Origin of the sequence: Delftia sp. S65 (assembly GCF_016516495.1) — a bacterium.
GTDB lineage: Bacteria > Pseudomonadota > Gammaproteobacteria > Burkholderiales > Burkholderiaceae_C > Comamonas > Comamonas acidovorans.
This window is the reverse complement of sequence record NZ_JACVUR010000031.1, coordinates 14,330-31,273: the sequence shown is the minus strand read 5'-3', so window position 1 is coordinate 31,273 and position 16,944 is coordinate 14,330. Positions and strand designations below refer to the sequence as shown.

The following is a 16,944-nucleotide window of genomic DNA, read 5'->3' as shown; positions in this document are numbered from 1 at the left end:
ATGATATTCACCCTGAATACCTCTCATTCGGCACACCATTGACAACGGCCGGTCTTTGAAGTGCAGCGCCGGTATTTGCAGGGCCCAATCGATGGCTGCACGCATTCAGCCATTTTCCGCAGTTTTGTGATCAGTTGTTTTGGCCAGATGGCTTGGCATCCGATGAATAAAGCAGGGATCTTGGTTGATGATTCGAACGCTGCCGCGGACCGTTGCCGGCCCCGCTGGAGTCTGGTCGCGCCTGCCGCTCGCGTGCCTTGGGTGGAGCCTGGCAGCCGCTCCCGTCTTTCTGTGCGGCGCACAGGCGCAAACACCTTCTTCGGCGGCCGTTGCCGGTACCTCCATGGCTGAGGCACGCATCGAATCCCTGGACCGCGACCAGGCCGAGCAGGCCCGGCTCAAGGCACTCTCCGAAGGGGCCGCCCCCGCTTACCAGGACCGTTTCATGGATCCGGACGAGATCGCACAGTCCGCTGCCGCCGAGCCCGAAGCCGAGCAGCCCGAGGGCTTTCGCGCCTGGGTGGTGGAAAGCCGCCTGGGCCTGGGCGAATCCCGCACCACCGGCTATGGCCGCCAGCGCGCCACAGAAATCGGCCAGCGCCTCGAATACCGCCGCGAGACACTGAACTACGGCGAGTTCACCCTGCAGGCCGAAGGCCGGCACCTGAGCGGCGACAACTTTGGCAATGGCCTGGGTATGGGCGGCCTGAGTATTGGCGGCCTGGGCTATGCCCGGCAAGCCACGAGCGAGCGCTTCACGCTGCGCAACCTTGCCTTTCCGCTGACCACGCAGACCTTCGCCGACACGGCCGTGGGCGACCTCTACAGCGAGCTGACCGATGGCCTGGCGCGCAACTACCGGCTGTCGCTGGGCTCGACCACGGTGCGCGGCGCCTCGGCGCGCATCTTCCGCCCGGACCTGGACCTGCGCGCGGGCTACGGCCAGCGCGGCCTTCTCACGGGAGGGCCCTACCCCGGGTTCGAGAAAAACCAGGGCACGCTGGGCTGGCTGGGCGCCACCGTGCGGCTGGACGGCCCCTGGTTTGCCGCCTTCCAGCTGGACCAGGCCGACGATATTCCCGCCTACTACAGTCCCAGGCACTACCCCGGCGATGACACGCAATACGACCCCGGCTCCGCCCTGGGACTGGGCAGCAAGCGCGTGACCAGCTGGGCCGCCTCGCTGGGCTACGGGCGCGGCGTGCTGCGCGATGGCGACTTCAGGCTCCGCACCACGCTGCTGGGCAGCCGTACCAGCGCGCCCCTGTTTTCTCCAGCGGCAGGCACCGCCGGCACGGAGGGCCGCAGCGCCCAGGGCCTGTTCATCGAGGCCAGCGCGCGCGCTGGCGCCTACCGCCATGAATTCGGCCTGCATGCAGCCCAGCCCCAGCTGCACTTTGGCGACTACGCGCTGCCCAGCGCGGCGCGCGGCGCCTATTGGCGCGTGGACCGCCATGTCACCCGCCTGAGCTGGGGCATGGGGCTGGACTACGAACGCACGCCGCAAACCACGGCGCAGGATGCAGGCTTTCAACTGTCGGGCTACCGCCGCCTGGGAGCGAATGGCAATGCCCAATACCAGTTCGACCGGCACACGGCCGTGGGCGGCAGCTTCAGTGCCTACCAGACGCGCAACGATGCGGGCACCGCAGGCGGCGGCCAATCGCGCAGCCTTTATGGCAGCGCGTTCTACCAGACCCGCTTTTTTGACTGGCCGCGCAGCCGCTTCATGCTGACCGTTCGGCGCAACGAGCTCATCGTGCTGGGCGACTCCTCCGCCACGGGCCAGGAGGTGCAGTGGGAGCAGGACTGGGCCGGTGCACGCCAGGCAACGCTGCGGTCCGAGCTCACCACCACGCTGGGCTATGCGCGCGACCGCAGCGGCGGCATGTCGCGCAACTATCCAACGGCCGGGCTGCAATGGCGCTACTGGCTGGAAAGCGGGCTGCAGCTGGCCGGCAACCTGCGCTACACCTCGCAAAGCGGCAGCCTCTACACCAGCCGGGGCCTGTCGGGCTCGCTGTCGGCCGAGAAGGAGCTGGGCCGGGGCTGGCGCATGGGCGTCATGGCGCACTTCAACCAGGCCCGGTCCTCGCTGCTGCCCACGCCCTCTTCCCTGCCCAACCTCTACCGCAGCGACGAGAAGACCGCCTATGTCTACCTGCGCTGGGAAGGCAGCGCGGGCACGGCCTATGCGGCCGCAGGCGCACCCGGTGAAGGCGTGGGCGGCGGCAGCCTGTCCGGCCGCGTGTTCTACGACGCCAACCGCGACGGCGAACAGCAGGCGGGCGAGGTGGGCGTGGCCGGCGTCGAGGTGGTGCTTGACGGCCGCTACCGCACGGTGACCGACCGCGATGGCCAGTTCGAATTCCCGGTGGTGCCCACGGGCCACCACCGGCTGTCGCTCACCCAGGAAAGCGTGCCGCTGCCCTGGGGCGCCTCCGGCGACAACACCAGCAGCGTACACGTACCCCTGCGCGGCCAGGCCTCGGCGTCGATTGCCGTGGTCAAGGTGGGCGAGTGAGTGAGTGAGTGAGTGAATGAATGAGTGATTGAGGCGCAAAGGCTTCCCAGGCAACCCGTTCCATCCAAGGAGATTCCATGAACCGAACATCCATCGCCCAACGCCTGCTGGCCGCATCGCTCGGCGGCCTCGGCCTGGCCCTGACCGCGTTGCCTGCCATGGCCGAGAGCCAGTACGGATCGGGCACCGGAACCATCACGGCCCAGGCCAAGGTCAACCTCAGCGTGACCGTGCCCAAGCTCATCTTGCTGCGCGTGGGCTCGACCAATACCACGGTGGACACGGTGACCTGGACCTCGACGCTGAGCATCCCAGGCGTGCCCACCACGCCGCTGGCCTCGGTCAACAACACCAATGTGGACTGGAACGGCGCCGCGCCCACCGTCGCCACCGCCTCGGCTGCCGCCACGCTCACGGTCTATGCCTGGACCAATGCCGGCGCCGGCACCATCAACTGCGCGGTCGGCGCCTGGAATGCCACGGGCGGCCCCGCCAATGCGGACTTCACCGTCACGACCACCGGCACCCTGCCCCACCCCGGGCCCAATCTGGGTGCCTGCGCATCCACCTCGTTCCCCTCTAACGTGGTTGCGACGGGGACCTGGGCGTATGCGCTGGGAGGTACGCCGGCCAGCTGGGCTGCCAATACCTATACCAACGTCATCACGTATACGGCCCAGGGCATCTGATGGACAAGGCATTGCCTCGCCTGCTGGCCGCAGCGGCCCTCTGCGTTGTGCAACCGCCCGCGCAGGCCGTGTTCACCATCGTGACCGACACAGACCTGCTCAACTACAGCCTGACACTGCGCGTGGGCACGACCGGGGCAACCGTGGACACCGTGGCCTTCAGCGTGACGGGAGCCAACGCCGGCCTCACGCCCGTGGCCGTGACGGGCACGCCCAGCATCAGTGTCTCGGTGTCTCCCACACGTCCCGCGCTGGGCACCGCCGTGGCCCGGCCAGTCACCCTGGTCGTCGATTCATCCACCGCACTTTCCTGCCAGTCGGGTGGCTGCGGCAGCGCGACCATTCCGTTCAGCAAGATCAGTTGGGTGGCATCGAACAACGGCAATGCTGCGTCCGGCGACATACAGAACGGGCGCTTCACCGCCAGCGCCGGCCAGTCCATCGCCAGCTACAACGCCAACGCATCCGTCTGTTCTGGCGCGCTCTGCCCGGTCGCTGGCTGGACCGTCCAGTCACGGCAACTGACCGGCACCGTGCTGCAGTTCACCTACGACAACGACGTGGTCTATCCGGGCGGCAACTACAAGGGCACCGTGCGCTTCACGGCATCGATGGTATGAGGCCGCTGGCGTGGCCGCTCCTGTGCATGGCGCTGGCCTGGGCCACGGCCCTCGCGGCGCATGCCGAAGTGGCGCGGCTGGACGACTCGGCTTCGCCCCGGTCCCAGGTGCGCAGCGACTTCGCCCGGGCCAGGGTCGTCGGCGAGCGGCTGCTGGAGCTGCCCATGGGACGCATCGAATACCGGCTGGCCACGGCGCCCCATGTCGGCCGCACGGCGCGCATCTTCTATGTGATTCCCGCCCTGGTCACGGGCCTGCGCTCGCCTGCGGGCATGCAGGTGCAGTGGCGCGGCAATGGCGTCTTTGCGGGCGGCACGGGCCGGCCCGGCGACCGGGTCCAGGTCTGGAACGGCGTGGTCCGCACGCCCTGGATGGCCGAGGTTTTCGACCTCACGCTGCACATCGACCCCGCCGAGCTGCGCCTGACCCGGGGCTCGGCACTGAGCTTCGAGTCCTACTTCGAGATCGAGACCCTGCCATGAAAGCTCCTCCCATCGCCGTTTCACTGGCCCTGCTGATCGCCTGCAGCGGCGCCGCCGCCGCACCGTTCGAGCTGGCCGTGGCGCCCTCGCGTTTCGAGCTGTCGGCCAAGCCGGGTGCGCGCACGGGCCAATCGCTGGACATCCACAACCTGGCCCCGGCACCCACCGAGGTGGCCATGCGCACCATCGACTGGACCTATTCCGACACGGGCGACATCACCTACCACGACGAACTGCTGCCCGGCAGTTGCCGGCCCTGGGTGCTGCTGGAGCGGCGCAGCGTCACGATTGCAGGCCGCAGCAAGAAGGCCTTCCGTTTCCAGGTGGAGCCGCCTGCCGATGCGCCGCGCGGCGAATGCCGCTTCATGATTGCCATCGAAGGCGTGGAGCCCGCGCAGCAGACCGTCATCCGCAGCGGCGGCGCCAGCCTGAGCCTGCCTGTCACGGGCCGCATCGCGGTGGCCGTCTACGTGACGCTGGGAGGTGCTGCGCCCCAGCTGGACATTCGCCAGCTTTCCATGGCCGAAGACGGCAAGACGCGCCGCGCCCTGGTCACCGTCAGCAATACCGGCGATGCCCATGGCCGGCTGGAAGGCAGCCTGGACGCCGTGGACAACAAGGGCCGCCGCTTCGAGCTGGTGCCGGAAGGCACGCCCATACTGCCCGGCCAGACACGCACGCTGGCCCTCATGCCCAAGGGCGAAGACGGCCAGCCCGCCCCGCCGCCCGCGTATCCGGTCAAGGCCAAGGGCAGCCTGGACTGGGAAAAAGGCAGCTTCAAGATCGATGTGGAACTGAGGTGATGGCAACCAGGCCGATGGCGTGGCTGGCCCTGTCCATGGCGTTGGGCGGCCTGGGCCACACCGTGCATGCGGCGTCCAGCACCACAGGCCCCAGCCTGCTGGTGCCGCTGAGCACCTCGGTGAACCTGGACTTCACCATCGCCATCGACAAGTTCATCTTCTTTCGCATAGGCGACGGCACCTGGCCCACGCCCGGCGGCACCACCAGCAGCGTGGCCTTTGTGCTCGCCCCGTCCATCCCTGGCGTGCCCACCACGCCCGTGGCGGGCAGCAACACCTCGGTGAACTGGAGCGGCGCGGCCCCCAGCTTCAGCATCACGCCCAGCGGCAATGTGCTGCCGGTGGAGGTGCGCAGCAACGCAGGCCAGGTCACGCTGCGCGCCACCGCCACCACGGCGCTGGCCAGCGGGGCCAATACCATCCCGCTGTCGGAGATCACCATCGCCACCAGCGACAGCAACCTGCCCGCACCGCTGATACCCAATACGGGAACGGGCGCAGCGGTCAACGTGGTGGCCACCGCCTTTGCGGGGCTGGTCACCCAGCGCACGGCGAACTGGACCCTGTCCTATGCCAACCTGGCCTCCCGCAGGGCAGGCACCTACACCGGGCAGGTCACCTTCACGGCCAGTTCGCCCTGAGCGCTTTGGGAGCTTTGGGCGATTTGGGCGCTTCGGGCGCGCTCAAAGGCCCAGGTACAGCGCAATCAGCGACACAGCAGCCGGCACGGCCTGCACCCAGAGGATCTTGCGGCTGGCCGTGGCGGCGCCATACACGCCGGCCACCAGCACGCAGATCAGGAAGAAGTATTTGAAGCCCAGGCCATCGGCCCCCTGCGCCAACCCCCAGATCAGCCCGGCGGCGAGAAAGCCGTTGTACAGGCCCTGGTTGGCGGCCAGTGTCCTGGTCTGCTGGGCAAATTCGGGCGTCAGGCCAAACGCGCGGCGTCCGGCCGGCTTGTCCCAGAGAAACATCTCCAGCACGAGGATGTAGACATGGATTGCGGCGACGATGCCGATGAGTACGTTGGCCATCTGGGGTGGGAAGAAAGTGGACAGGCCTCTGTATACGGGATGCACCCACACCCGTCCATGGCCGCTGCGCTACACAGGGCCTGCCACCACCCCTTGCCTGTCACCCGGAAGACTTGCTGCCGGGGTGCGACGGTTTTTCCGTACCCTGCGCAGGTGCCACGGCGCCAGCGGCCGCACCGCCCAGCGCACCGGCCACGCTGCCTACCGTGCCGCCGACCACCACGCCCACCGGGCCGGCAATCGCAGCACCCGCCGCAGCGCCTGCAGCGGCTCCGGCCAGCACGCCGCCGCCGATGAATACCGAGCGCGACTCGCGCTCTGCATCCTCGGGCGACAGTTCGAACTGCGCGGACGCATCGGGGTCCTGCGAAGGAACACCGTGGCCGGGGCGTGCCTGCTCGGCAAGGTCTTCATCCTCGGGGGCATCCGTGGACACCGGCTGGATGGGCTGGATGGATGGCTTGTTGCTTGCATTCATGGGGCTCTCCTTCGGGGCATGCCACACGCATGCGGGACTGCCTGCGCTTCATTGCCCTGTCGTTTTGTTGTACGCCTCGCCCTGCCGCGCCGCAGCCGGCTCAGGCTGCTGCCCCGCGTCAGCCAAGGCCCGCAGCCCCGCCGACCTTGACTACAGGGGCTCGTAGGAACTGGCCTCCGCCGCCCAAGGCACCTCCTACGCCCGTCGCGGCGGCCCGACTACCCGGTGCCCGCAGATGCCGTCCTAAGCTAGAACCCAGAAGCACACAGGCTTCGACTTCGCCAGGCGATGCACAGGTTTTCTTGACGGGCCGGCTACCGCGCCCCATTCAAAGCCGCATCGCTCAGCCGCCAGACGCACCGCGCTGGCGGGTCAGCACAAACCCACTCACTGGAGAACGTCATGGTCACACCCAACACCGCATCGAGCGTCATTTCTTCCGAAACCGTCAGCGGCACCAATGTCTACAACCCGGCAGGCGACAAGCTGGGGACCATAGACACGCTGATGATCGACAAGCTGTCCGGCAAGGTGCGCTACGCCGTCATGGAGTTCGGCGGCTTCCTGGGCATCGGAACGGATCGCTATCCGCTGCCCTGGGAATCCCTCAAGTACGAGCCCAACATGAATGGCTACGTGGTGTCGCTGACGCGTGAGCAACTGGACAACGCTCCACGCTACGAGCGCGATACGGCTCCGGCATACACCGATGAATATGGCCGCCGCGTGAACGACTACTACGGCGTGCCCTACCTGTAAATCCCGACCCTTGCGGTCTTTGACACAGCCCCGTTCGCGGGGCGTTTTCTTTGGTGCGGATAGCTGCCAGCGAATGGCCAAGGAAGAACGCCCTGCGCAACTTCACTCCCTCATTCCTGGAGAACTGCCATGAATACCACCCCACCTGCCATCGACTACAAGGCCTGCATGGACGCCTGCCAGGCCTGCGTCATTGCCTGCAATACCTGCGCCGCCGCCTGCCTGAAGGAGTCAGACGTCCAGATGATGACCGCCTGCATTGCCCAGGACCTGGAATGCGCGCAGATCTGCGAACTGGCCGTGGCCGCAATGGCGCGCCAGAGCCCGCATGCGCCGGACATCTGCCGCCTGTGCGCCCAGATCTGCCAGGCCTGCGCCGACGAATGCAGCAAGCATTCCCACGACCATTGCCAGACCTGCGCGGCAGCCTGCCAGCAATGCGCCATGTCGTGCAATCTCATGGGCATGCAGTCTCACTGACACGGCTGGCATGGGCCATGACAGCCGCCCTGGCAGAAATCCTGCAAACACGCAGGAAAAAACGCCACCGGTGCTGTCGCCAAACGCCGCGCCTTCGCGGAACCGGGCCTGCCTACACTTTGATGCATATCCAGGCACACAGGAGGCAAACATGGCACTCGAAATCAGCGCAGAGGAACGGTTCTTCACCCTGCTGAACCAGTTGAAGCACATGCCTCCCTGCTCATCCCGCCAGGAGGCACACGACATGCTGTTGCTGCTCTGGATGCGCATCTGCGAAGGCGCTGGCGCTCGCCGGGAATTGCTCAACCGCATGCGGCAACGCACGCTGTGCGCAGAACATGGCTGGAAAAACCTCGACAAAAGCCCTTGCCATCTGGATTCGGACACCCTGCCAGGCATCCGCATCTATCTGCACTCCAACGGCACCATCGTCATTCAAAGACAGGGGGGAGCGCAGGATTCCGAAATCCTGCACTTCAGCGCCAGGCGCGAATTTGCCGAGGCCTAGGCCCGGTCCGCGCACAGCGCATGGGGGCCGGCGGAGCAGAGGCTAGGTGCAAACACCAACGATGTCCCACATGCGACATGAGCCCTGTCTCCATAGAATGCGTCATTGTGTAGCACACTATCCATGAGGAATACATGACAGCAGATTACAAAACCCTCCTCCAGCAGAAGGCCGAGCTTGAGGCAAAGATCGCCGCCACCCTGAAGGCGGAAAAAGGCGGAGTCATCGCCAAGGTCCGCGAACTCGTCGAGCAGTTCGGTCTGACCCAGGATGACATCTTCAGCACCGGCAAGGCCAAGTCCGCCAGCATTGGCGTGGCCAAATACCGCGACCCCGCCAGCGGAGCCACCTGGACCGGCCGGGGCAAACCGCCGCGCTGGATTGAAGGCAAGGACCGCAAGGCCCTCGAGATCTGAGCACGGCCCGCCAACGCGGGCCTTTTTTATGGCTGCAACTGCCTGCTGCGCGAGAACGTGAGAATCCAACTACTGCGCGAGGTATTCGCATCCACCGGCGAAATCGGCTTTGCCTGCCACGTCTGCGCTGATGTGGTGATCCCCTACCCGCAGACCTTCGCTGTGGTCAATGGCTTGCGCGCGTAAGCACAGCCAGGCCCAGACGCAACAAAGCCCCGCATGCTTCGCCCGGCGGGGCTTTTCTTTTATCAACCAGAATACATGGTTGATGTTCCCAGGTTCTCAACAAATGTCTCAACGCGAAATTGTGAACTGTGCATGCCCACTATGCGGCGCTGGCGCTGCCTACTATGAGATCGACTATGGCGAACGCCATTACTACAAATGCCCGACTTGCACAAAGTTCATCATCACGGACACGGCCGAGAAACGCATTCGCCAAAGTGGCAGTACCCCATCCGATTTTTCGGGCGCAGCTGCAGCGGCCACTAAGGACAATGACCGCGTGCTTGAGATCTGCTACAGCCATGGAGGTAGCGCGCCTTCCGGCTTCTCGATCAAGGTCGTAAACAAAGCTGACTACCGAAGCATTTGACGCATCGCGCTTGCCGTGTTGTCGATGCATGCATCCAGTCAAGATGCAGGGCGGGGGCATGCGAAGTTCCCGCCCCTCCCGGCCCTAGACCGCCCTGTTCCGCACGCGCAAAAAATTTCCCCCGTTTGAATTTTGTTAATCAAACAGAAACGCCCCGAAACCCAGCATCCATTCGGGTTTTCGGGGCGTTCCGATTCTTTGATTCTTTGATTTTTCGTTAAAGCTTTAACATCCAGCCATCGCACCTGACGATGCCCTGCAAGGCGTCAAACTGGCGACTCATCCAACGTCCACTCGGCAAGACGCTTCCGGAAGCCGATGGCGGCAGCAACCGCATCAAACAGCTTGATAGAAAAATTCTGCAGCAATGGGTAGTGAGGGATAGTCATTGCTCCTGTCACGATGTACTCCAGCTCCTTCGGCTTGTACATCACATTGAGCAAAGTCAGCGCAGACTCATCAGAAGCTTGCCATTGAAGCAATGTGCCAAGACCGTTTTCCTTGCTGCTGCTGAACAACCTCTCCAAATCATGGCCCAGCTTTTTGCGAATGTGCTCGAGAGCGACACCTTTGCTCAGTAGAAAAGCCTTGAAGGTGAGCTCCAACCCATGCCCCAAAAGATACAAGGCTGGAATTGGTGGACACGGGACCAGTGGAGGTCTTGGCTGGGCCGCACGTTCGTACACAACGAAGGCAGCCTCCAGGAACTCATGTCCGTAGCGGACCATCCCCATGGGCGTCGTTCGCTCTGGATCGTCATGCGGATGGGATTGGTTCGCTTGACTGGCCATCGCTTCATCCATTGATGGGTAGATTGATGGGCACAACAAAAAAGCGCCTCGAAAGGCGCTTGTTTGCTGACACATTGGCGGAGAGGGAGGGACAAACTTTGTCACTTCCACAACTTCAACAAAATCAAAGACTTGGCAGCATTGAGGGTTGAAAAACTCAAGAATTTTGCTACCAAATCTGCTACCAGTCAAGCTGTGTTGTCATTAGCTAGCCAAGATGAAATACCGAAGCCCTCGCTCAATGTAATCAGCGAGATGGGCTCCTTTACTCAGAAGGTATTGGATCGCGTAATTACTGTCACCACGGTAGCTTTGTTGACTATTTTCATAAATAGCTTGCAAATCCTCTCCATTATCTCCTCGCCCTCTGACAACCACAGTAACTAGTTCGATAAGAGAGCATTCACTGAGTTTCTGCAATACCAATCGCAATTTTTGCTGAGATTCAAGATCTTTCCGAAAAGTTTCATTGAAAGATTTGTTAGTACTCGTTTTATCTGAGAAATCGATCACTTTCATGCTGGATTCCCTCGGAGGGCAAGCATTCAAAACAGAGTTAACTTCATAATTAGTCAAGCAATTCAGTTTCACTGTAATCTCCAATGCATTCAATAAATAAGACTAAAAATACTATGGTGTTAAAGAATGGTATTTTCTTAAAAATACCAGGCTTAATTCTACAGCAGAATTGATTTTTTTGCTATTAGCTTGGCGACATCCATAAATAAAGCCCCGCAATGGGGCTTTATTTATGCTCTTGTTAACAGTTCTCTACCACAAGAAGGATTTCGAGCTAAAAATATAATACGAAAAAATAAATGAAATGTCAAGTTTTATGGCTGAAAATTATAAGCAAAAAAGCAATTTGTCCATATTATAAAGACCGAACCGCAACCCGAACCCTTAGAAAATTTCCTAAAGCTAACACTGGCGCGGATTCCAGCGAGGTTCAAAATTAGATCCGAACCCTAACCCGAAGTGACATTTGTCAAGGCCGAACCGCTAAAACTCCGCTCAAACTCAATGCTGGCGCGGGTTTCAGCTGAAGCCCGAACCGGGTCGGCATATTATTGATACCTTATTAATGACAACTAAGGTATTAGGACAAGAAGAACATATGTATTCATTAGACGAAGTTAATATTTACGAAGTAAATATAAAAGGCGCTTTTTTATTTTTGCAAAAATCTTGACTTATGCAAAAATACTGATATTTTAAAAATACCACAAACAGGATTTAAAATGTCAACAGAATACATAAATATTGAAATCTCAATTTTCAAAAAACTTCATGATAAAAATATCACCGAGTATGATCGAAAGGTCTTTTACACACTATGTGCTCATGCAACTTTTAAGCATAAGGTATTTGGGATTTATTCTCGACAAACTTACTCAACACTTGCTAACGCTGTGGAAGCATTGACAAACGACAGGAAGCAAGTCGTTCATCTTCAAAGATCTGTTCGCAGACTCGAAGATGCAGGGCTAGTGAAAGTACTTTTTGAAAGTAGAGAGGTAGAACACTTCAACAAATCCAAGGGTAATCAGGGTCACAAGGAGTTGATCATATCCTTGGACACTACTGCAACGCTTCAATCAATATGCTCTGCAATAGAAAACAACGTCGAAGACTTCAATATCTATGCAGAGCGGATTAAAGAGCTGGAAAAAAATATCGGCATCAAGCTCAACATAGTAAATAAAACCAAGTCAATCAAGACGCGGCTTAAATCTACCTCCGCTGAGCTTGAAGAAGATTCGAGGTTAGCAGGAGAATTTTTTCCCTCTCAACTCCAAGTAGTCCCAGACCCAGCTTTGATCTCATCTACTATCGATTCTGCCAACGCAGGCGCAAGATATTTGGTCAAGCGAACCTCCGTACCTTTCGACACGACATAGACATACGCACTCCTGCCGTCACTCGTAGTGCCGATATTTTTAATCTCATTAAACGGTATTTGCGTACTTTCGAACGAAATACCAAGAGATGGTTTAATTTTTATCGTATGACTTGCATTTGCGATGAAATTACACAGCATAAACCAGACAGCAAATGCAGCTACTACCCATGCCATAAAAATTCCGCCACCCGGTTTGCCAAGGTGTAGCAAGGGGTAGGTAACGGCACAGGATGTTGGAAGCAAGACAAGTGACAAGATGAAGCCGCTTGCTGCTGCATTCTGGCCAAACCTCTTCCCGTCAAACTTCAAGTCAATTGTTCCATCGTCGTTCACGACACGCTCATAAGCTTTCTGAATACTGCTTTCCATAGCTTCCTCATAGTTTGGTAGAGCGCAGGCTGAGGCCCAGCCTGCCAGGGACATCCTACACAAAAATAGGTCAATTCGACCTATTCCAATCTGGCCTATAGCGTAGATAGATGATTCAGTCCATCTATCACAGTCGTTACGTTGCGTTACGACAACACATGCGGGAACTTAGGAGGCACGCTGGCTTGACCCAGGTACAACTAGCAGAGAGGCTCTCCCTGGACCAATCGTACGTCTCTAAGATAGAAAGAGGTGAGCGATACGTAGATGTACTTTTCTACATCGATTGGTGCAAGGCGTGTGAGATATTGCCGAGTGCTGCAATTGAAAGAGTAACTCTGTAAAATCGAATTCTCTAGTTGGTTTTAATTTTATCTGTGTGCAGAAAATGAAAGATATTAAATATTATTGGAAATTTATCCCGCTCGTTGCTCCGGTAGCTGTTGGAGTACTTTTCGGTCTAGCGCTATTATCAAAAACAGAGAATTCATTATTAGCTTGGTTCAAAGAATTAATATTTTTCAGACTTTCGTGGATTCCATTTGTAATTATTGGCGCAATCTTCATTGCCTTAATTATATTGATATACACGAAGTGCATAGAAATTAAAACTTGGGTGCTTGCATTCATTACGAGCGTGCTTTTCAGCGCAGTAATCGGTGGATACATTGGATTGGCGATTTGGAACTTTTGCATTGACCAAAAAATAGACACACTTTGGTTTCTAGCGGCTGCAATTTTTATGTACGCCCTATTCCTTGCGGTGAACCACATAATTCATAACGCAATGAAAAAGCGCATCAAGTAAAATAAAAATGAACATCCCCAGCATATAGATCCTTAAATTATCCAAGCTAAGGATTTCCAATTATTTGTCAAGCTTTATTTTTCTTTCTGCCTGGTTAATTTTATTAATTACCAGGTTTTTTTGTTCTGTGCGAAGCCTTTTTTCTTCCGCTTGCTTCTCTTCAAGCTCCCTTTGCTTGTAGCGTCGTAATTCTTCTTCTTGGCTTTTTATCAACGCTTCTTGCTCTATCATTTTTCTTTGCGCTCTTCTGTTTTGCTCTTTTATTTTTCTCTCTAATTGATTTTTTTCTTCTTCTACCCTTTTGCTTGGCGCATGCCACGCCCCTTTTAACCCGTCTAGCACCCCCCCTAGCTGGGCGCCCAGTGAGTTAGCATTCTTGGCGGCGTCACCATAGCCCTTGTCAAAGCCCTCTTGGTAAGCCTTATCTTTAATTTTCTTGTCTCTGCGTCTGGCTTGCGCTTCAATGCGCTTTGCATTCTTCTGTGCCTTCCATTCATCACGCGTGAGCCTCTGCACCTTCGGTCCTAACCTTGCAAGCCCTGTTTTGCTTGCAACGCCCATATAAAAGCTGTCCTGCATCGTTTGCATTGCTTTTATATACGCTGTGTTTTGCGCCCCTTTTAGCTTCCCTGCTCTTTTTGCCTCTGCCGAGGCTTTATATCCATCGTGCAGAATTTCAAAGCGCTCCCCAGGCTTTGGAATGCAATAAAAATGCAAGTGAGGGTGTTTTTCGTCTGTATGCTCAACAACAGACCTCAAACGCGATCCATACTTTTCTTTTAGCCAAGCAATTGTTCGTTGCTTGTGCTCATCCCAAAACTCTTCCAACTCGTTGCTTATGCTCACAACCCCCGCCAGCAAGCACAATGCATCTTTGCGCAGCTTACGGCCTTGGGCGTCTTTTTCCCCCTCTGCCCAGGCTGTGGCCTCAGCCACTGCCTTTGAGGGGGGAACACCCCAACATAGCTTTGGCTGTTTGGGTTCTGCAACGTGGTCGCAGTAACCTTCTTTTCGCTCAGCTTCACCTGCGATATCAGATGCGCTGTGCTTCTTTGTTTTGCTAATCTCGCCTGTCTTTTTGTCTTTCTTGCTCTGTTGCGATCCCTCTCTTGCATATGCTTCGACGTGTATAAATTGATATCCCATTTTGCTTTTTTATTGTTATTATCCTTCTATTTAAGCAGAAATTTTAGGCTTGTCAATAAGCATAGTAACCGACTATGCTTATTGCACTACGTTTCATAAGCGTCGGCACTCCGTGGGCCAGGGTTTCACCCTCGGGACCCATCTCTAAAGAGCGAGCGCTCTCCAATACCTTCCGCACATAAAAAAAGCCCCCTTTCGGGAGCTTTGTTTTACTATGCGGCGGAATTTAGTCCCTCACCAAAGACCTGCTGCTTTGAAACCCGAACATACTTTTTTCCATGTGTCATAGTCTACGCGGCCTGTGATGTGATGCATGAATGCTGCCTTACGCGCATAAGCCCAATCTAAATTAGTTTCCCTGAAAGCACCTTTATGCTTTTTATTCCTCTCTGCTTTCTTTATCTCTCTTATAACTTGATTTAAAATTGAAATAGCATCATAGGAATCAACAAACCTCATCCTATTCAGACGTTCTAAAAATTTCAGATGCTTTTTGAATAAATTCCCAGCGAATACTGCCAAGCCAGGATTATTTCTCTGCTCTTCTTGAATTTCCTCCATCAACTCTATTAACTCTTTTAATTCCATAATAATTTTTTTTATTATTGTATAACATATTTTTTATAGGATGTCAAGAATTATATTGAAGATAAAACCAATCACAAGATGTTTAGAATACTGCCAGTAATTATTAATAATGGGAATGCACAATATCTAGGAATTTATCTGACAATTGAAATGCCACCAAATCCAATGAAAGAGGAAGGCGCTTGAAGCTTCTAATTGCAAAATCTATTAACTCACGCGCTTCTTCTTGAAGGTCTGCCTCGATTTCCAGATCGTCTGATGCTTTCTTTTGATTTCTCCCATAATCCTTGCCGGCATGTTTTAGAGAGTTATAAGTGGCCTTATAAAATCTAAGATAGATATTTCTATCATCTTTATTTGCAGCAGGAATGCCATGCTCAACCATATGCGCCAAATCAGCAAGCTCATCCATCGGCGTATCTATTTTCAGCTCTTCTAGGAGAGGTCGAATAATCTCCAACACAGCCCCTGCGAGCAATATTGCTCTTGCGAAATGAGCATCGCAATTAGCATTTTTATAAGTTTCCGAGGCGTCTACCAGAATCTCACTTCCTAAAACAAGCTTATTATAAGTTTTCAATGCTACCCCCAGTGTTCTTGATTACGCAAATGATGCCAAGCTGAACTTTATAGACAAGCCTAAACAACTCTGCCGCCGTATACTTATTCGTATAGAAGTTTACGTTGACATTGTCTATTTCATGGCCGAAAAATTGGCATCTAGGCTCAAAATCCACACCGTTCTTTTGGAAATAGTCGTTTGCAAACTTACGGAGGCTGTGGAAAACCAGCTTTTGGTTATCAATCTTCACCGAATCTAAATTTCTCCGGAACATTTTTCCCACAGCATTTCCAGAGCCTTTGCCTTCACGGGCTTTATACTTAAATACTGCGTCGTTTTTACCTTGTAGGAAGACTTCCAGCCCCATGTCCAACAAATCATTGGGTACAGGGACTTCACGAATGCCAGCGAGAGTCTTTGAGTCTGTAATACAAAGTGTCAAGAAACCATCGTCTCGACGTATCTGCTTTACAGTGAGACTAGTAATTTCACTTATACGACAGCCAGAAAGCAAGGCAAAAACAAGCACCCAATAATAATCCGGAGTTTTTTGCTTTTGTTCTCTCAAAAATTCGGACAAATAAATCGCCTTGATTTCATCCAAGGTGAAAATCGCATATCCAGATTTGACTTTATCCCGCTTGGTCAAAAGCGTACGCTCTTGGGCTGGATTTTCTGCAAAATAATAGCCCTGCTTCTTTGCAAAGTTGAAAATTGCACGAAGAGTTGCGATCTTGTTATCTATCGTTCTTAGCCCGTTACTCTTGGCGCTCAAATACTCCTGGTAACGAGTAACGTCACCCGTACCGATGTCAACGATGAACGGAGCTTTCAGGAATGTCGAAAATTCTTTGATTGTGTTTTTGTAGCTTAGAACCGTCGCTTGCTTCAAATTTGTACGTAAGCCAATCATCTTGTCCAACACGTCCAAGATACGAAGTCCAGCCCTAGCTGGGGCTACCGGAACCAAACCAACCCCATCATTCAAAAAAGAAGCCCCCTTGGGGGTTTGGGGGGAGTTATAGAGAGGGGCAATAGCTTTTACTGCTTCCAGCAGTCTGGCATGGTCTTCGGGTCCGGTGGACTTGGCAATCCCTCTGGCCAAGTCAAGCTCATACCGCGCCACATCATTGCTATTGAAATCAAAATCTGATAGCTTTGGTTTAATCATCTCGATTGCACGCAGATATTCCAACGCACGCAGTCTAGCAATGACCGGATCGGATGTGTGCAGGGATCTCTTGAACTGTCTCTTACCTACACGCGTGTGCAGGTAGTACGTTCCGGAACGCAGATAGATGGGCAGTGTCAGCACTTCGTTGCTACCAAAAGTGCTACCAGCCTTAAACAAGAAAGCCTTGTAACTCATTGAATTACAAGGCTTTT

23 protein-coding genes are annotated in these 16,944 nt (G+C 55.8%); 15 read left to right on the top strand and 8 right to left on the bottom strand.

All coding sequences use genetic code 11. The features are described from left to right. The first annotated feature begins 343 nt into the window (after positions 1–343). The 6 genes from IAE24_RS21410 to IAE24_RS21385 all read left to right on the top strand — a co-directional run bounded on the left by IAE24_RS21410 (position 344) and on the right by IAE24_RS21385 (position 5,759). On the top strand, positions 344–2,524 hold the full coding sequence (locus IAE24_RS21410; RefSeq protein ID WP_233626091.1) for an SdrD B-like domain-containing protein: 2,181 nt from the start codon (positions 344–346) through the stop codon (positions 2,522–2,524). A gap of 77 nt (positions 2,525–2,601) precedes the next feature. Further along, on the top strand, positions 2,602–3,213 hold the full coding sequence (locus IAE24_RS21405; protein ID WP_199958949.1) for a hypothetical protein: 612 nt from the start codon (positions 2,602–2,604) through the stop codon (positions 3,211–3,213). Continuing rightward, positions 3,213–3,833 carry a hypothetical protein gene (locus tag IAE24_RS21400; RefSeq protein WP_013803844.1) on the top strand — a complete coding sequence of 207 codons (621 nt, stop codon included), beginning with the start codon at positions 3,213–3,215 and terminating at the stop codon, positions 3,831–3,833. The genes IAE24_RS21405 and IAE24_RS21400 overlap by 1 nt, the downstream gene beginning before the upstream one ends. Before the next feature lie 26 nt (positions 3,834–3,859). Then, the gene (locus tag IAE24_RS21395; protein WP_012203901.1) at positions 3,860–4,315 is read left to right on the top strand and encodes a hypothetical protein; all 456 of its coding nucleotides are present in this window, start codon (positions 3,860–3,862) and stop codon (positions 4,313–4,315) included. Continuing rightward, entirely contained in the window at positions 4,312–5,118 is an 807-nt protein-coding gene (locus IAE24_RS21390) for a hypothetical protein (RefSeq protein WP_199958947.1), read from the top strand. Before IAE24_RS21395 ends, IAE24_RS21390 begins: the two co-directional genes overlap by 4 nt. Continuing rightward, positions 5,118–5,759 carry a hypothetical protein gene (locus IAE24_RS21385; RefSeq protein ID WP_034390862.1) on the top strand — a complete coding sequence of 214 codons (642 nt, stop codon included), beginning with the start codon at positions 5,118–5,120 and terminating at the stop codon, positions 5,757–5,759. Before IAE24_RS21390 ends, IAE24_RS21385 begins: the two co-directional genes overlap by 1 nt. Positions 5,760–5,801: 42 nt before the next feature. On the opposite strand, the gene IAE24_RS21380 is transcribed toward IAE24_RS21385, so the two are convergent. Together IAE24_RS21380 and IAE24_RS21375 are read right to left on the bottom strand one after the other, a co-directional pair. Then, positions 5,802–6,152 carry a DUF1304 domain-containing protein gene (locus IAE24_RS21380; protein WP_012203898.1) on the bottom strand — a complete coding sequence of 117 codons (351 nt, stop codon included), beginning with the start codon at positions 6,150–6,152 and terminating at the stop codon, positions 5,802–5,804. 100 nt (positions 6,153–6,252) lie between these two features. After that, positions 6,253–6,630 (bottom strand): bacteriocin, encoded by a 378-nt coding sequence (locus IAE24_RS21375; protein WP_199958945.1) that lies wholly within the window; start codon positions 6,628–6,630, stop codon positions 6,253–6,255. A gap of 402 nt (positions 6,631–7,032) precedes the next feature. Between IAE24_RS21375 and IAE24_RS21370 the strand changes: the two genes are divergently transcribed. The 6 genes from IAE24_RS21370 (at position 7,033) to IAE24_RS21350 (ending at position 9,391) form a co-directional block, all read left to right on the top strand. Further along, a complete protein-coding gene (locus IAE24_RS21370; RefSeq protein WP_013803850.1) occupies positions 7,033–7,389 on the top strand; it encodes a PRC-barrel domain-containing protein in 357 nt (118 codons plus the stop codon). A 129-nt stretch (positions 7,390–7,518) separates the two neighbouring features. Continuing rightward, on the top strand, positions 7,519–7,869 hold the full coding sequence (locus IAE24_RS21365; protein ID WP_199958943.1) for a four-helix bundle copper-binding protein: 351 nt from the start codon (positions 7,519–7,521) through the stop codon (positions 7,867–7,869). A 151-nt stretch (positions 7,870–8,020) separates the two neighbouring features. Next, entirely contained in the window at positions 8,021–8,380 is a 360-nt protein-coding gene (locus IAE24_RS21360) for a hypothetical protein (RefSeq protein ID WP_012203894.1), read from the top strand. Positions 8,381–8,514: 134 nt separating this feature from the next. Beyond that, positions 8,515–8,796, top strand: a complete 282-nt coding sequence (locus IAE24_RS21355; RefSeq protein ID WP_012203893.1) for an H-NS histone family protein — start codon at positions 8,515–8,517, stop codon at positions 8,794–8,796. A 57-nt stretch (positions 8,797–8,853) separates the two neighbouring features. Continuing rightward, positions 8,854–8,982 (top strand): hypothetical protein, encoded by a 129-nt coding sequence (locus IAE24_RS30620; protein WP_267908907.1) that lies wholly within the window; start codon positions 8,854–8,856, stop codon positions 8,980–8,982. A gap of 103 nt (positions 8,983–9,085) precedes the next feature. After that, a complete protein-coding gene (locus IAE24_RS21350) occupies positions 9,086–9,391 on the top strand; it encodes a hypothetical protein (RefSeq protein ID WP_199958941.1) in 306 nt (101 codons plus the stop codon). A 266-nt stretch (positions 9,392–9,657) separates the two neighbouring features. On the opposite strand, the gene IAE24_RS21345 is transcribed toward IAE24_RS21350, so the two are convergent. Together IAE24_RS21345 and IAE24_RS21340 are read right to left on the bottom strand one after the other, a co-directional pair. Beyond that, complete coding sequence (locus IAE24_RS21345) at positions 9,658–10,374, bottom strand: hypothetical protein (RefSeq protein WP_233626090.1); 717 nt, start codon at positions 10,372–10,374, stop codon at positions 9,658–9,660. A 12-nt stretch (positions 10,375–10,386) separates the two neighbouring features. Beyond that, on the bottom strand, positions 10,387–10,701 hold the full coding sequence (locus tag IAE24_RS21340) for a DUF3775 domain-containing protein (RefSeq protein WP_199958939.1): 315 nt from the start codon (positions 10,699–10,701) through the stop codon (positions 10,387–10,389). Positions 10,702–11,423: 722 nt separating this feature from the next. Here IAE24_RS21340 and IAE24_RS21335 point away from each other — a divergent pair. The 3 genes from IAE24_RS21335 to IAE24_RS21325 all read left to right on the top strand — a co-directional run bounded on the left by IAE24_RS21335 (position 11,424) and on the right by IAE24_RS21325 (position 13,262). After that, a complete protein-coding gene (locus IAE24_RS21335; RefSeq protein WP_199958937.1) occupies positions 11,424–12,083 on the top strand; it encodes a hypothetical protein in 660 nt (219 codons plus the stop codon). Between the two features lie 481 nt (positions 12,084–12,564). Then, a complete protein-coding gene (locus IAE24_RS21330) occupies positions 12,565–12,798 on the top strand; it encodes a helix-turn-helix domain-containing protein (RefSeq protein WP_199958935.1) in 234 nt (77 codons plus the stop codon). 44 nt (positions 12,799–12,842) lie between these two features. Then, the gene (locus IAE24_RS21325) at positions 12,843–13,262 is read left to right on the top strand and encodes a hypothetical protein (RefSeq protein ID WP_199958933.1); all 420 of its coding nucleotides are present in this window, start codon (positions 12,843–12,845) and stop codon (positions 13,260–13,262) included. 60 nt (positions 13,263–13,322) lie between these two features. On the opposite strand, the gene IAE24_RS21320 is transcribed toward IAE24_RS21325, so the two are convergent. The 4 genes from IAE24_RS21320 to IAE24_RS21305 all read right to left on the bottom strand — a co-directional run bounded on the left by IAE24_RS21320 (position 13,323) and on the right by IAE24_RS21305 (position 16,927). Then, on the bottom strand, positions 13,323–14,408 hold the full coding sequence (locus IAE24_RS21320; RefSeq protein WP_199958931.1) for a plasmid recombination protein: 1,086 nt from the start codon (positions 14,406–14,408) through the stop codon (positions 13,323–13,325). A 234-nt stretch (positions 14,409–14,642) separates the two neighbouring features. Beyond that, a complete protein-coding gene (locus IAE24_RS21315) occupies positions 14,643–14,996 on the bottom strand; it encodes a hypothetical protein (protein ID WP_199958929.1) in 354 nt (117 codons plus the stop codon). A gap of 103 nt (positions 14,997–15,099) precedes the next feature. Next, entirely contained in the window at positions 15,100–15,576 is a 477-nt protein-coding gene (locus tag IAE24_RS21310; RefSeq protein WP_199958927.1) for a hypothetical protein, read from the bottom strand. Further along, the gene (locus IAE24_RS21305; protein WP_199958926.1) at positions 15,563–16,927 is read right to left on the bottom strand and encodes a tyrosine-type recombinase/integrase; all 1,365 of its coding nucleotides are present in this window, start codon (positions 16,925–16,927) and stop codon (positions 15,563–15,565) included. The genes IAE24_RS21310 and IAE24_RS21305 overlap by 14 nt, the downstream gene beginning before the upstream one ends. Between the last annotated feature and the right edge of the window lie 17 nt (positions 16,928–16,944).

What these genes read in the sequence shown, in the direction of transcription:
- IAE24_RS21410 (WP_233626091.1), top strand. Translation starts at nt 344, where the DNA reads ATGGCTGAGGCACGCATCGAATCCCTGGACCGCGACCAGGCCGAGCAG.
- IAE24_RS21405 (WP_199958949.1), top strand. Translation starts at nt 2,602, where the DNA reads ATGAACCGAACATCCATCGCCCAACGCCTGCTGGCCGCATCGCTCGGC.
- IAE24_RS21400 (WP_013803844.1), top strand. Translation starts at nt 3,213, where the DNA reads ATGGACAAGGCATTGCCTCGCCTGCTGGCCGCAGCGGCCCTCTGCGTT.
- IAE24_RS21395 (WP_012203901.1), top strand. Translation starts at nt 3,860, where the DNA reads ATGGCGCTGGCCTGGGCCACGGCCCTCGCGGCGCATGCCGAAGTGGCG.
- IAE24_RS21390 (WP_199958947.1), top strand. Translation starts at nt 4,312, where the DNA reads ATGAAAGCTCCTCCCATCGCCGTTTCACTGGCCCTGCTGATCGCCTGC.
- IAE24_RS21385 (WP_034390862.1), top strand. Translation starts at nt 5,118, where the DNA reads ATGGCAACCAGGCCGATGGCGTGGCTGGCCCTGTCCATGGCGTTGGGC.
- IAE24_RS21380 (WP_012203898.1), bottom strand. Translation starts at nt 6,152, where the DNA reads ATGGCCAACGTACTCATCGGCATCGTCGCCGCAATCCATGTCTACATC.
- IAE24_RS21375 (WP_199958945.1), bottom strand. Translation starts at nt 6,630, where the DNA reads ATGAATGCAAGCAACAAGCCATCCATCCAGCCCATCCAGCCGGTGTCC.
- IAE24_RS21370 (WP_013803850.1), top strand. Translation starts at nt 7,033, where the DNA reads ATGGTCACACCCAACACCGCATCGAGCGTCATTTCTTCCGAAACCGTC.
- IAE24_RS21365 (WP_199958943.1), top strand. Translation starts at nt 7,519, where the DNA reads ATGAATACCACCCCACCTGCCATCGACTACAAGGCCTGCATGGACGCC.
- IAE24_RS21360 (WP_012203894.1), top strand. Translation starts at nt 8,021, where the DNA reads ATGGCACTCGAAATCAGCGCAGAGGAACGGTTCTTCACCCTGCTGAAC.
- IAE24_RS21355 (WP_012203893.1), top strand. Translation starts at nt 8,515, where the DNA reads ATGACAGCAGATTACAAAACCCTCCTCCAGCAGAAGGCCGAGCTTGAG.
- IAE24_RS21350 (WP_199958941.1), top strand. Translation starts at nt 9,086, where the DNA reads ATGTCTCAACGCGAAATTGTGAACTGTGCATGCCCACTATGCGGCGCT.
- IAE24_RS21340 (WP_199958939.1), bottom strand. Translation starts at nt 10,701, where the DNA reads ATGAAAGTGATCGATTTCTCAGATAAAACGAGTACTAACAAATCTTTC.
- IAE24_RS21335 (WP_199958937.1), top strand. Translation starts at nt 11,424, where the DNA reads ATGTCAACAGAATACATAAATATTGAAATCTCAATTTTCAAAAAACTT.
- IAE24_RS21330 (WP_199958935.1), top strand. Translation starts at nt 12,565, where the DNA reads ATGATTCAGTCCATCTATCACAGTCGTTACGTTGCGTTACGACAACAC.
- IAE24_RS21325 (WP_199958933.1), top strand. Translation starts at nt 12,843, where the DNA reads ATGAAAGATATTAAATATTATTGGAAATTTATCCCGCTCGTTGCTCCG.
- IAE24_RS21320 (WP_199958931.1), bottom strand. Translation starts at nt 14,408, where the DNA reads ATGGGATATCAATTTATACACGTCGAAGCATATGCAAGAGAGGGATCG.
- IAE24_RS21315 (WP_199958929.1), bottom strand. Translation starts at nt 14,996, where the DNA reads ATGGAATTAAAAGAGTTAATAGAGTTGATGGAGGAAATTCAAGAAGAG.
- IAE24_RS21305 (WP_199958926.1), bottom strand. Translation starts at nt 16,927, where the DNA reads ATGAGTTACAAGGCTTTCTTGTTTAAGGCTGGTAGCACTTTTGGTAGC.